At 42.4% G+C, this 12,740-nt stretch carries 12 protein-coding genes; 8 read left to right on the top strand and 4 right to left on the bottom strand.

Annotation, left to right across the window (positions count from 1 at the left end; genetic code table 11):
- The first annotated feature begins 9 nt into the window (after window positions 1-9).
- Window positions 10-1,152, top strand: coding sequence for a S1C family serine protease (locus tag E2626_RS05640; protein WP_134380665.1), 1,143 nt, complete (start codon window positions 10-12; stop codon window positions 1,150-1,152).
- 38 nt (window positions 1,153-1,190) lie between these two features.
- Here the strand turns inward: E2626_RS05640 and E2626_RS05635 are convergent, their stop codons facing one another.
- On the bottom strand, window positions 1,191-1,505 hold the full coding sequence (locus tag E2626_RS05635; protein ID WP_134380662.1) for a winged helix-turn-helix transcriptional regulator: 315 nt from the start codon (window positions 1,503-1,505) through the stop codon (window positions 1,191-1,193).
- 66 nt (window positions 1,506-1,571) lie between these two features.
- Window positions 1,572-2,486 carry a ketopantoate reductase family protein gene (locus E2626_RS05630; RefSeq protein ID WP_134380659.1) on the bottom strand — a complete coding sequence of 305 codons (915 nt, stop codon included), beginning with the start codon at window positions 2,484-2,486 and terminating at the stop codon, window positions 1,572-1,574.
- A 185-nt stretch (window positions 2,487-2,671) separates the two neighbouring features.
- Between E2626_RS05630 and E2626_RS05625 the strand changes: the two genes are divergently transcribed.
- From E2626_RS05625 to E2626_RS05595, 7 genes are all read left to right on the top strand, one after another.
- Window positions 2,672-4,150, top strand: a complete 1,479-nt coding sequence (locus E2626_RS05625) for a methyl-accepting chemotaxis protein (RefSeq protein ID WP_166786751.1) — start codon at window positions 2,672-2,674, stop codon at window positions 4,148-4,150.
- 79 nt (window positions 4,151-4,229) lie between these two features.
- Entirely contained in the window at window positions 4,230-5,165 is a 936-nt protein-coding gene (locus E2626_RS05620) for a DUF1002 domain-containing protein (RefSeq protein WP_424955118.1), read from the top strand.
- Between the two features lie 394 nt (window positions 5,166-5,559).
- The gene (locus E2626_RS05615; RefSeq protein WP_134380647.1) at window positions 5,560-6,579 is read left to right on the top strand and encodes an ABC transporter ATP-binding protein; all 1,020 of its coding nucleotides are present in this window, start codon (window positions 5,560-5,562) and stop codon (window positions 6,577-6,579) included.
- Window positions 6,551-7,579, top strand: a complete 1,029-nt coding sequence (locus E2626_RS05610; RefSeq protein ID WP_134380643.1) for an ABC transporter ATP-binding protein — start codon at window positions 6,551-6,553, stop codon at window positions 7,577-7,579. Before E2626_RS05615 ends, E2626_RS05610 begins: the two co-directional genes overlap by 29 nt.
- A complete protein-coding gene (locus E2626_RS05605; protein WP_134380640.1) occupies window positions 7,572-9,215 on the top strand; it encodes an ABC transporter substrate-binding protein in 1,644 nt (547 codons plus the stop codon). The genes E2626_RS05610 and E2626_RS05605 overlap by 8 nt, the downstream gene beginning before the upstream one ends.
- 232 nt (window positions 9,216-9,447) lie before the next feature.
- Window positions 9,448-10,452 carry an ABC transporter permease gene (locus tag E2626_RS05600; protein ID WP_134380637.1) on the top strand — a complete coding sequence of 335 codons (1,005 nt, stop codon included), beginning with the start codon at window positions 9,448-9,450 and terminating at the stop codon, window positions 10,450-10,452.
- 31 nt (window positions 10,453-10,483) lie between these two features.
- Complete coding sequence (locus tag E2626_RS05595; protein ID WP_134380634.1) at window positions 10,484-11,380, top strand: ABC transporter permease; 897 nt, start codon at window positions 10,484-10,486, stop codon at window positions 11,378-11,380.
- Window positions 11,381-11,416: 36 nt separating this feature from the next.
- On the opposite strand, the gene mscL is transcribed toward E2626_RS05595, so the two are convergent.
- Together mscL and E2626_RS05585 are read right to left on the bottom strand one after the other, a co-directional pair.
- Window positions 11,417-11,797, bottom strand: a complete 381-nt coding sequence (gene mscL / locus E2626_RS05590) for a large-conductance mechanosensitive channel protein MscL (protein ID WP_166786750.1) — start codon at window positions 11,795-11,797, stop codon at window positions 11,417-11,419.
- Between the two features lie 79 nt (window positions 11,798-11,876).
- The gene (locus E2626_RS05585) at window positions 11,877-12,671 is read right to left on the bottom strand and encodes an alpha/beta fold hydrolase (RefSeq protein WP_134380628.1); all 795 of its coding nucleotides are present in this window, start codon (window positions 12,669-12,671) and stop codon (window positions 11,877-11,879) included.
- Window positions 12,672-12,740 lie beyond the last annotated feature (69 nt).

Here is a 12,740-nt window from a genome sequence, read left to right as displayed (position 1 = left end):
AGGTGAATTATGAATAAAAAATGGGCCAGCAGCCTTTTAGTGTCAGCGGTAATTACTGGATTGACTCTTTGGGGCGGTGTGGCAATCAAAGAGTACGTAGCCGGTTCAATTACGGAGGAGCCTTCTTATCTGGCAAATAGCCAGCTTGATGAAGACGAAGAAAATTTTCTGAGTCAGCTTTCGATGACCAGGGAAGAAGCACTTTTCGAAGCACAGCAAAAAGTGATACAAATCGAAACGCCAATTGGCTCAATCGGCTCAGGGTTTATATACAATACGGAGGGTGCAATTATTACTAACGCTCATGTCGTAGCTAACGCATCAGAAGTAACGGTGATTACAGCAGATTCAGCGCGTTATACAGGTAATGTGATTGGAATCAGCGATACAACAGATGTTGCTGTGATTCAGGTTGATGAGCTGGCCGGAAGGGAACCGATGGAGTTAGAAACAGAGAAAGATGCCGAACTACTTGATCAGGTATTAACGCTTGGCAGTCCGCTCGGGTTCCAAAACACAGTGACTTCAGGCGTGATTGATGGTACGAATCGTTCATTTGCGATTGAACCTTTTAAATACGAAAACATTGATCAGTTTACAGCAGCGATTTCCCCGGGAAATAGTGGAGGCCCTTTGTTAGATGCAAATTCGATGAAAGTAATCGGGATCAATTCTGCTGAAGAACCTGACCAGAATCTCGGATACAGCATTCCGATTGCAGACGTTACTGAGATGGTAGACAATTGGATTGAAAATCCTATGGATGAACTTCCGGAATTTGATCAATATGCAGACCAGCCATCAGACTTTGTGACACCAACGATGGAAGAACAGGCACTATATATTGCCCAGTACTACCTATCAAGTATTGAGTTTGGTGACTATGTCACTGCCTATTCACTCCTTGGAGTATCCATGCAGGAAGAGTATACATTTTCAGAGTATAAGGATTACTTTCAAAACTTATTGTCAATTTCACTTAAATCTTCAGATTCATTTGTTGTATCGGGTGAAGTGGAAGTGAGAGCTTCTGTCGAGAAAGAAGAACTGATTAATAACAAGAGAGAATCGACTTTATACAATTATCGCTTTCTGATTTCCCAGGAAAATGGACAGTACAAAATTAAGAGGCTGGAATTTTCAGAGGAATAGCAAAAAACCTGTCACTCAAATAAGTGACAGGTTTTTTGCTATTTGATCATCCATTTATCTGCCCAATTCTGAATTTCGTCCAGAATGGGTGTGAGTGATTCTCCTTTACCGGACAATCTATATTCAATGCGCACTGGAGTTTCAGGATAAACTTCCCGGATAACGAGCCCGTGCTCTTCAAGTTCCTTCAGACGTTCAGTTAAAATTTTATTGCTGATCTGAGGGATTGGCTCTGCAACTTCAGAAAAGCGCTTTGGACCATCCGCGAGTACGCGTATGATCACGCCATTCCAGCGTTTGCCCAGGATTTGAAAGGCTTGTTCGAACTTCGGACATAGTGACATCGCAGCCATATCTCTCCCTCCTTAAAACTGTATGATGAACTAATTATACAGCAGGCGGAAGGCAATCGTCATCTGTTAGGGTTTTAGGGTTTCGTAGATCTTAACATGAGCGAATGCAGCTTCAAGAATAGGTGTTTCCAGCCCGTTCTCCTGCCCTTTTTCAAGCAGCCATCCCTGAAGGTGTGATGTCTCAGTCTGAAGTCCCTTTTCCATGTCACGCTGCATGGAGGATTTCATTTCTTCATTCATTTCCTCCATCTTTGCCATTTGGATGTCAGGTAGATTTTCTGCTATGGGTGCATGTATCGCTTTCATGACAGATGAAATCTCGTTGAAGAGCCTTTTAAGTGTATGACGAGCAGCAGGTATATGTACTGCAGGCCCCACGGGTGATCTCATTAATGTAGTGATCCCTGACATCGCAGTAATGAAGGAGTATTTGTGCCACATATCCTGCATAATGTTTTCACTTAGCCTGAATCCGGCATTTGCTCGCTCAAAAGCATGTTTAAGCTCAATGATTCGATCAGACTGCTGACCGTCTCTTTCTCCATACACAAGGTCATGAATCGGGCTGGTTTGAATGACTCTTCCTTCTGAATCCAGTGTTGTCTCAATAAAGCACAGACCTCCAATGACACGATCTCCAAAAGCTTCTATTAAAGGTTCAAGATGTGCAATACCATTGAGCAGCGGCAGAATTAAAGTAGACTCATTGGTAAATGGTTCAATATCTTTTATGACCTGATCAAGATGATAGGCCTTTGTAGTAATAATGATTACATCGTAGGTCTTTCCCTTATCTTCTTTTGTAATAAGCGTGGGCTCACCTTTGAAATTTCCATGGGGACTTTGAATCACAAGTCCATTTTGTTCAAGTTGCTGCTTCCTTTTTTCTCTTACAAGAAAGGTCACTTCCTGTCCTTTTTCCATCAGTCTTCCACCGAAATAACCGCCAATTCCACCTGCTCCTGCTATTAGAATGTCCATCATGTAGCCTCCTTCATTTTGTCTATTCTTATCATACGCTATTCTCGAATTTGTTACGAAAAAATAATCTCATTATACAGAATTTTGTAAAAAATTTCTTTTCATTTAGGAATTTTATCACTATAATGATGGTGTTGGTTTACATACTCGTGGGGGGTTAAATAATGAATGGGGAAGGGAATAGTATGAAAACAGAGAGAAAGCTTTCGGGGTTACTGAGCAGGATATTTTTAGTTTCGGCTGCATTGATGCTTGTTAATATGATTGCACAGGTAGCAATGTATGGGGTGCCGGAATTCACTTTAATGAATGTACTTTACAATACGCAGTTTTTACTGCTCGTCATGCCTGCATTGTATTTTAAGTTATCTAAACAGGCAGCATATTTTAAAGAATTGTCTGTCTTGTCAACCTTACTGCTGGCGTTTATATTCTATTCGAATGCCTGGGTAAATGTACCGTATTTCTGGTTTGTTCCACTTGGCATTGCCGCAGTTTATGCGGACGCAAAACTGATGAAGCAGTCACTCATTGCAACAGCTTTTCTATTGGCAGCAGCTCAGTTTGTCCATCTTTATTTTGCAGAACCAATGATCGTTGAGACTTCTATGGAATACTCGATTTTGACGGGTGCTTATCATATCGTTCAATATGTGCCAATTGCGGTTATTTTGTTATATGCCGTCAAAAGAGCAAGCGTTAAAAACACACAAAGTATGGAGCTGCAGGGAAAGCTGAAGCACATGCTGACAAATGTTGAAAAAACAGCAGAGCGCCTTGAGAATATGGTGGACGATCTGACTGGACAGCTGACGGATTCTTCTAAATCTGTTGCGTCAGTCAGCAGTCAACTTAAAAGAATGGAAGAATCATCGTCGCACTATCGAAAATCTTCTGCAGCTGCAGAGGAGAATGTCTCGGGTATTGTGTCTGAAGTTACTGATGTTTCCATAAGGTCTGAAGAAATGAACAGATTGACTGACGAAGTGATTGATGCTGCAAGAGACAATAAAGAAAATTTAAAAGCAACGATACAGCAAATGTCACTGGTTCAAGAGCAGTCGGGACACTCTGCTGATACTGTACAGGTTCTTGATGAAAAAACTCAACAAATTGATGCTGCACTCAATCAAATTGCAGGCATTGCAGAACAGACAAATTTACTGGCGCTGAATGCATCAATTGAAGCAGCCCGGGCAGGTGAACACGGGAAGGGATTTGCGATTGTAGCTGATGAAGTGAGAAAGCTTGCAGAGCAGTCAGCTACGGTTTCCGTTAACATTAGAGATGTTGTCGCAGACATCTCATCAGCGAAAGAAGAGGTGATTGTTTCACTTGAGGAAACAAGAAACAAGATCAATGGAAGTGTCAATGCCATTCATCAGACATCAGAAGTATTTGAAGAGTTGATTACCAAGCAGGAACAGCTGAAGTCACAATTCAAACGGATATTTGACGCATCAAGGCTTTCTGCTGAAGGGGGAGCGGAAGTTCAGGACACAATGAAAACAATGCAGCAGCACGCTGCTGATAATGACCACAGCATTGACGGTATTGTCCATGCTGTTCACGAGCTGGAATCTGCATTTGATGAAATTGCCCGTTTTGCATACGCAGTGAAAGAACAGGCGGGACATCTGACAGAGGACCTGAGACAATCCTGAAACCTTTTGAACCTTCTGAACGTCTATAAGAGGCAGAGGAAAATTCTGCTGAATTGAAAACAAAAGGAGAATTTATATGATGAAGCGTTTTACGATCGCACTTTTAGCACTCGTTTTAATCATTCCGGCATTCAGTATGACAGCGAATGCATCAGACCATGATACAGAAGAAGGAATAGATGAAAGGTTTGGTCTTCCTATTCTTGTGCTTGGGGGCAATCTTGATGAAGCACAGAAGCAGGAAGTAAGAGAGATGCTGGGTGTGGATGATCCTGAAATGGTCGAGGAAGTAACCGTTACTGGAGAAGATCTTGTCCGTTATATTGAAGGAGAAGACAGCAGAGCAAGAATGTTTTCTTCAGCAAAAATCACGCGTCAGGATGAAGGACACGGCCTTGTAATTGAAAGGGTTAACCCTGAGAATATCACGCAGGTGACAGACACGATGTATGCCAATGCCCTGCTTACTGCGGGAATTGAGAATGCTGACGTAGAGATCGCATCACCTGTAAAAGTAAGTGGACACTCAGCACTTACAGGAATCTATAAGGCATATGAAGTAAGCGGAGAAGAGCTGGATACAGCCCGTCTAGAAGTGGCAAATGATGAACTGAACCTGGCGACGGACCTTGCAGAAGAAGAAGGGATCGATCAGGAAAAAGTGAGTGAGCTGCTTGCAGAAATCAAGCAGGCGATTGCAGAGCAAAATCCTGCAACACGAGAGGATATTGAGCAGATCATTAACGAACAGCTTTCAAATCTTGAAATTAATTTAAGTGAAGAAGATCGTCAAAGATTAACTGATTTATTTGATCAGATGCGAAATTTAAATATTAACTTTGACAACGTTTCAGAGCAACTTAACGACCTTTCAACAGCGATACAGGATCGACTGAGCGATGTAGTGAATGACGAGGGATTCTGGCAAAGCGTCAGAGACTTTTTCCAGGGACTGATTGATGCCATCTCGAACCTGTTTGGCGGGGGCACAGAAGATGAATCTGCTAATGAATAAGCTGAATATTGTTGTAAAAAAGAACTGTCCGGGAATTCCATGGACAGTTCTTTTTCTTGTATAGTCAAAAATCGATTATATTTATTCATGGAAATAAATAAATATAAAATTATACGAATAAAATATATGTCGCAATCAGAAATGTTTCTTTTATGTAAACAGACAAGAAATATCAAGTTGAAGCCAATGAAATCAATAGATATACTAATTCCATATAACTTACTTGGATTAACTGTTTGCTAAAATATTTAATGCAAATTTATTCAATTTGACGAAAAAGTGACGAATAGCTATTGAAATATTGCTGTAACATCGTATAATAAGTCTTATAAAAATTCAGAAAACTAAGTATATTAGAAAAACAAAAAGAGAGCGTCACTTGAGGGGGATCACAATGAAGACACAGGAAAAGGTACTCGATGTAAAAGGTCTCCGCGTATCGTTTTTTACCGATGAAGGAGAAGTACCTGCAGTAGATGATATCGACTTTTACGTCCGGGAGGGAGAAGTTCTTGGAATCGTAGGAGAATCAGGCTGTGGAAAGAGTGTAACTTCACTCTCGGTTATGGGGCTTATCCCAAATCCGCCGGGTAAAATTATTGGCGGTGAAATCAAATTAAACGGAGAAGAGCTGACAACGGCCTCCGAGAAAAGAATGAGACAAATTCGTGGAAATGAAGTAGCGATGATATTTCAGGAGCCAATGACATCATTGAATCCGTTATTCACAATCGGCAGCCAGCTGATGGATGCCATGCTCATACATAAAATGGGGAACAAAAAACAGGCAAAGCAGCGTTCAATTGAAATGCTGAAACTAGTTGGGCTTCCGAGAGCTGAAGAGATGATGAGCGACTATCCTCACCAGTTGTCGGGCGGAATGCGTCAGCGTGTCATGATCGCGATGGCGATGGTTTGTAATCCACGGCTATTAATTGCTGATGAACCGACTACCGCTTTGGATGTAACGATACAGGCTCAGATTTTAAAGCTTATGAGAGATTTGAATGAAAAAATGAATACTGCAATTATGATGATTACGCATGACCTTGGTGTTGTAGCTGAAACATGTGAACGCATTGTCGTGATGTATGCAGGGAAGGTAGTGGAAACCGGCCCGGCGGTAGAAATCTTTAAAGATCCGCAGCATCCTTATACGAGAGGACTGATTCAATCAGTACCTGATATGCGCTATAAGAAACAGCGTCTGTATTCGATTCCCGGTAATGTGCCAAAACCTGGTTCAATCAAACAGGGCTGTCGTTTTGCTGACAGATGTGAATTCGCTTTTGACCGCTGCAGACAGGAAGATCCTCCTTTATACAAGACAGCGGAGGGACATTCGACAAGATGTTTCCTATTTGACGAAAAGGAGGAAACAGTTCATGACAACAGAAACACTGTTAAGAGTTGAAAATCTGAAGAAACATTTCCCGATCCGGGGCGGTGTTCTCGGAAAAGAAATTGGGTCAGTTAAGGCAGTAGAAGGTGTTTCCTTTGAAGTGAAAAAAGGGGAGACACTCGGTATTGTTGGTGAGTCGGGATGTGGGAAATCAACTACCGGACGTATGCTGCTGCGATTAATCGAACCGACTGACGGAAAAATTTACTTTGAAGATCAGGACGTTACAGAGCTCAGCACGAGTGATATGAGAAAGCTGAGGCGGGATATGCAGATGGTGTTTCAGGACCCATTTGCATCGCTGAATCCACGTCATACAGTTGAAAAAATCCTTGAAGAACCGCTTAAGGTGCATGGAATTGGTACACCAAAAGAACGCAAGCAGAAAGTGCGGGAACTACTGGAAATTGTAGGGTTGAGCAGTTATCATGCGAAGCGCTATCCTCACCAGTTCAGCGGAGGTCAGCGTCAGAGAATCGGAATTGCCCGTGCATTGATGACCCAGCCCAAATTAATTATTGCAGATGAGCCGGTGTCAGCGCTTGATGTATCCATTCAGGCACAGGTGCTGAACCTGATGCAGGATCTGCAGAAAGAATTTCAGCTAACGTATATCGTGATCGCTCATGATCTCGGTGTCGTTCGCCATATAAGTGACCGTGTAGGTGTGATGTATCTTGGCCGGATGGCTGAGTTGACAGAGAGTGAAAAAATGTATGATAAGCCTCTCCACCCTTATACACAGGCACTACTATCAGCAGTTCCAATTCCGGATCCTCTGTATGAAAAGGATTCAATTGTACTCGAAGGGGATATTCCTAGTCCATCCAATCCGCCTTCCGGGTGCGCTTTTCACACAAGATGTCCATATAAAATGGACGTGTGCACTCAAAAAGTTCCTGAGTTAAGGGAACATGAACCTGGACATTACGTTGCCTGCCATTTATATACAGAAGAAGGCAGTGCAGCGGGTCAAAATAAACAACTACCTGAGGAGGGAAAGCATGAATAAGAAAGCTTGGCTATTGTTTTTTGTATTATTACTTACGGTATCAACTGCATTGTTTGGCTGTTCAAGCGATGATGGATCATCTGATGATGGCGGTTCCGGCAATGACGGAGGCGGCGACGCAGCTGAAGAAACAGATGGGGAAACACAGGACACACTGGTATTTGGACGTGGAGGCGACTCTGTAGCACTTGATCCAATTACGGTTACTGACGGTGAGTCTTTTAAAGTAACAAAGAATATCTTTGAAACACTGGTGGAATTCGGAGAGCAGGATACAGAAATTAATCCTGGTCTGGCTGAAGAGTGGGAAGTTTCTGAAGATGGATTAACTTACACGTTTATGCTTCGTGAAGGCGTTACTTTCCATGATGGAGAAGCTTTCAATGCTGATGCGGTTGTAGCAAACTTTGACCGCTGGGCAAATGGAACAGAAGACAAATTTTACTACTACAAGTCAATGTTTGGTGGATTCGGTGATGAAGAAGGTCACGTAATTGAATCTGTAACGGCAGTTGATGAATCAACTGTAGAAATTACATTGAAGCGTCCGCAGGCTCCATTCCTGAAGAATATTGCAATGAGCCCGTTTGCAATCGTTTCACCTAAAGCAATTTCTGAAATGAGTGAAGATGAGCTTGCTGAAAACCCTGTAGGTACAGGTCCATTCAAGTTTGTTGAGTGGAGAAGAAACGAACGTATCGTCCTTGATAAAAATGAAGACTACTGGAATTCTGAATATCCGAAAGTAAATCAGGTAATCTTCCGTTCAATTCCTGAAAACTCTGCACGTCTTAACGCCCTTATGAGCGGAGAAATTGACCTTGCAGATGGTATTAATCCAAGTGATGCGGCTCAAATCGAAGGAGATGACAACCTTCAGTTGTTTGAACGTCCTTCTATGAACGTTGGTTACCTTGGTCTTACATCTACTCGTGAACCTTTTGATGATCCAAAAGTACGTCAGGCGATGAACCATGCAATTGACCGTCAGGCAATTGTTGATGCATTCTTCGAAGGACGCGCTGAAGTAGCAAAAAATCCGATGCCTCCAGTAATCCCTGGTTACAATGATGAGGTTGAGGGCTATGAGTATGATCCTGAAAAAGCAAAAGCACTTCTTGAAGAAGCTGGACTTGGAGACGGATTTGATATGGAGCTTTGGGCAATGCCGGTTCCACGTCCTTACATGCCAGATGGACAGAAGGTAGCTGAAGCAATTCAGAGTAACCTTGCTGAAGTAGGAATCAATGCTGAAATTGTTACTTATGAGTGGGCAACGTACCTTGAAAAAGCACGTATGGGAGAAGCAGACGCATTCCTTCTTGGATGGACTGGTGATAACGGTGATGCTGACAACTTCCTTTATGTTCTTCTTGATCAGGACAATATCGGAAGCAACAACTACACTTACTATGAAAATCAGGAAGTACATGATCTGCTAATTGAAGCTCAGTCTGAAACAGACGAAGATACGCGTAACCAGCTTTACATGGAAGCACAGGAGCTTATCCATGCTGATGCTCCATGGGTGCCACTTGCACACTCTACGCCTCTGATGGCTGGTAGTGCAAATCTTCAAGGCTTCATGCCTCACCCAACTGGTTCTGACTGGTTGCATACAGTATCTTTTGAATAATTAAGCAAGACCTTTTTCGGGGGAAGGTGAACATTCGCCTTTCCCCGCTTTTTGTTGAAAAATGAGAAAGGAAAATCTTTCTCAAAACAACATTTAAGAGACGGGATGAGTGCACGACACAGAAAGAGAAGTGCTGCACGGTAACCAGCTGGACTTGTTAAAAATCCTGTTTCAAAAAATTATTTGTTTTACATATCAAAACATCATGTTGAACTTTGAGGGGTGAGTGAAAATGCTCCAGTATATTATTAGACGATTACTGCAGCTGATTCCTGTATTGCTGGGAATGACTTTTATTGTCTTCCTGATTATTCGTGCGATCCCTGGAGACCCTGCGCTCGTTATTCTTGGACAGCAGGCAACTGAGGATGCTGTAGCGGCTCTCAGAGAATCTTTGGGATTGGATAATCCGTGGTACGTTCAGTACTTTCAGTATCTGGGGAATTTGATGACTGGTGATCTTGGTGAGTCAATTCGTACAAGAACGCCGGTAAATGAAGAAATCTGGCCATATCTGGCAACAACTTTTGAACTTTCATTTTTTGCGATTGTGATTGCTGTCATTGTTGGTGTGAATGCAGGAATCATTTCTGCATGGTTCCAAAATTCATGGTTTGATTATACAGCAATGGTGCTTGCGCTTGTTGGTGTATCAATGCCGATTTTTTGGCTTGGGCTAATGATGCAGTATCAATTCTCTCTTCAGTGGGACTGGTTTCCCACTACAGGACGTGAAAACGTTCGTGATCCGGTAAATGCTATTACGAACTTATACTTATTAGATACGTTGATTCAGGGCCGTTTTGATCAATTTGTCGTTGTATTGAAACATCTGGTTATGCCCGGAATTGCGCTGGCAACCATTCCGATGGCAATCATCGCACGTATGACACGTTCGAGTATGCTTGAAGTAATGAAATCAGATTACATCCGTACTGCGCGTGCGAAAGGTGAAAAAATGTTTTGGGTTGTATATAAGCACTCTTTGAAAAATGCAGTTATTCCTGTCCTTACAGTTATCGGTCTGCAGACGGGGTTACTACTTGGAGGGGCGATACTGACTGAGACAATCTTCGGACTGCCGGGGGTTGGACGCTATATCTACGAGGGAATATCTTCTCGTGATTATCCAGTTATTCAGTCCGGTATTCTTATCGTAGCCTTCATTTTCGTCATGATCAATCTGATTGTAGACATTCTTTACTCAATCATCGATCCGCGGATTCGTTATAACTAGAGAAATATAGACAGGAGAGGAGTGACCGAACATGGGTGAACCAGCTCAAAAACTGGATCCGGTTAATAAATCGCCTCAGGAGGAAACAATTTCCCCGTGGAAAGAGGCCTGGAGAAAATTCAGGAAAAACAAAATTGCACTGGTTGGTACTAGTATCGTATTTTTCTTTATTCTGATTGCGATTTTCGCACCGTTAATCGCACCGCAGGGAATTAATGAACAGGATCTTCCGAACAGACTGCAGCCCCCGTCATCAGACTTCTGGTTTGGCACAGATGACTTCGGGCGTGATATCTTTTCCCGCGTTGTTTTTGGTGCAAGACTCTCGTTGACTGTAGGCTTTCTGGCAGTAGTGGGTTCTGCCATAGTTGGAAGTATGCTCGGGATTATCGCCGGGTATTATGGTAAGTGGGTAGATACGATTATTTCGCGTATTTTTGATATCATGCTTGCGTTCCCTAGTATTCTATTGGCGATTGCGGTTGTTTCAATCCTTGGCCCATCACTTAGAAACGCACTGATCGCAATAGCCATTATCAATATTCCGAACTTCGGACGTTTAATCAGATCCCGCGTATTAAGTGTAAAAGAAGAGGAATATATTATGGCTGCAAAAGCGATTGGGATGAGTGACAGCCGTATTTTATTTTCACACGTGTTACCTAACTCAATGACGCCGATCATTGTACAGGGGTCACTTGCGATTGCAACAGCTATTCTGGAAGCAGCAGCGCTCGGTTTCCTTGGGCTGGGTGCACAAATACCAGAACCTGAATGGGGAGCAATGCTTGCTGCATCGAGGGCACTACTGGTACAGGCACCTTGGACGCTGTTCTTCCCGGGACTTGCGATCATGCTGGCTGTTCTTGGATTTAACTTAATGGGAGACGGATTGCGAGATGCGCTTGATCCTAAAATGAAAACTTAAAAAATTCCGCCGGAGCTCCCGGCGGAATTTTTGCATTTACATGCTTTCTTTTTTTAGTAAATCTCTGATTTCAGTCAGCAGCTCGGTCTGAGGATCAATTACAGGTGCTGCTTCCTCTTTTGCTTCTTCTTTACGTTTGAAACGATTGATCAATTTCACAAACAGAAAGATCGCAAATGCGACGATAATAAAATCGATGACTGCCTGAATGAAAATTCCGTATGTAACTTCAGCATTTCCAACCGTTACGATAAGACTTGAAAAGTTAACTCCGCCAAGGATGATTCCTACGAACGGCATAATAATATTTTCTACAAGCGCAGTGACGATTTTTCCAAATGCAGCACCAAGTACTACTGCAATTGCAAGCTCGAGCACATTTCCGCGCATGGCAAACTCTCTAAATTCTTTTAACAAGGTAATCACCATCCTTTTTGTTCATTATATACTAATCTACTTTAGTAGAGATGCAGATAAAGAAAAAACCGGCTAAGAATCAGCCGGTCACAGAAAGGATTTCTTCCTGCTGTAATATATATTCAATTGTGCGGTCATTAAATTCCTGAGGCTGATCAATGTTGCAAACATGTCCTGATTTACGGATTGTAACGTAACTTAGGGATGGGTCACGTTTGACAAGCTCTTCAACAGGTGCTCTGAAAAGGTAATCTTCCTGACCCATAACAAAGAAGGTAGGAATGCCTTTATGATCGAGCTGAAGTTTCGACAAATAAGGATTAATCATTTTTGTAAGTGAAAACCACTTGATAAATTCTTTTTGGCACATCTTCTTTGCTGAATTAACAAAAGCAAGACGGGACTCTTCATGACGGCGGTTCGGCATAATAATCCATGCGAACAGCTTATATAAAAGCATGTATGGGATAAAGCGCTTCGTTGTGCGGCCTACCCACAATAGAAATTTCGTACGGATATCAAGTTGAATGATTGCACCGCATAGTGTTTGCGATCTTACGTACTGAGTGTACTCGCTTGTAATCGTCTGCACAACGATTGTTCCGAGTGAGATTCCGATAAAGTGCGACTGTCGGATTCCTTCTTCATCAAGTACATCAACAATTTCTTTTGCAATATCTTTGAATGTATCGCCTTTTCTCCAGCGGCCGCGTTCAGACTGACCATGACCACGCAGGTCGATTACCATCACATTAAAATGTTTTCTATATTCTTTAATTTGTTTGAACCAGATGCTTGAACTGCCTCCCGCACCGTGAATGAACGTCACCCAGGGAAGGGACTGCTGTTTAAAATATGAACGATAATGAAGCAAAGGGGCAACTCCTTTACAAACTTTTTCTTCTATCATCTAAACACACTATGAAGCTTTTAATCAACTATA

This window comes from Jeotgalibacillus salarius, assembly GCF_004405125.1.
Taxonomy (GTDB): Bacteria; Bacillota; Bacilli; order Bacillales; family Jeotgalibacillaceae; genus Jeotgalibacillus; species Jeotgalibacillus salarius.
This window is presented reverse-complemented; position numbering and strand designations above follow the sequence as displayed.

Coding starts and splice junctions, on each gene's coding strand:
- E2626_RS05640 (WP_134380665.1), top strand. CDS start 10: ATGAATAAAAAATGGGCCAGCAGCCTTTTAGTGTCAGCGGTAATTACT.
- E2626_RS05635 (WP_134380662.1), bottom strand. CDS start 1,505: ATGGCTGCGATGTCACTATGTCCGAAGTTCGAACAAGCCTTTCAAATC.
- E2626_RS05630 (WP_134380659.1), bottom strand. CDS start 2,486: ATGGACATTCTAATAGCAGGAGCAGGTGGAATTGGCGGTTATTTCGGT.
- E2626_RS05625 (WP_166786751.1), top strand. CDS start 2,672: ATGAAAACAGAGAGAAAGCTTTCGGGGTTACTGAGCAGGATATTTTTA.
- E2626_RS05620 (WP_424955118.1), top strand. CDS start 4,230: ATGAAGCGTTTTACGATCGCACTTTTAGCACTCGTTTTAATCATTCCG.
- E2626_RS05615 (WP_134380647.1), top strand. CDS start 5,560: ATGAAGACACAGGAAAAGGTACTCGATGTAAAAGGTCTCCGCGTATCG.
- E2626_RS05610 (WP_134380643.1), top strand. CDS start 6,551: ATGACAACAGAAACACTGTTAAGAGTTGAAAATCTGAAGAAACATTTC.
- E2626_RS05605 (WP_134380640.1), top strand. CDS start 7,572: ATGAATAAGAAAGCTTGGCTATTGTTTTTTGTATTATTACTTACGGTA.
- E2626_RS05600 (WP_134380637.1), top strand. CDS start 9,448: ATGCTCCAGTATATTATTAGACGATTACTGCAGCTGATTCCTGTATTG.
- E2626_RS05595 (WP_134380634.1), top strand. CDS start 10,484: ATGGGTGAACCAGCTCAAAAACTGGATCCGGTTAATAAATCGCCTCAG.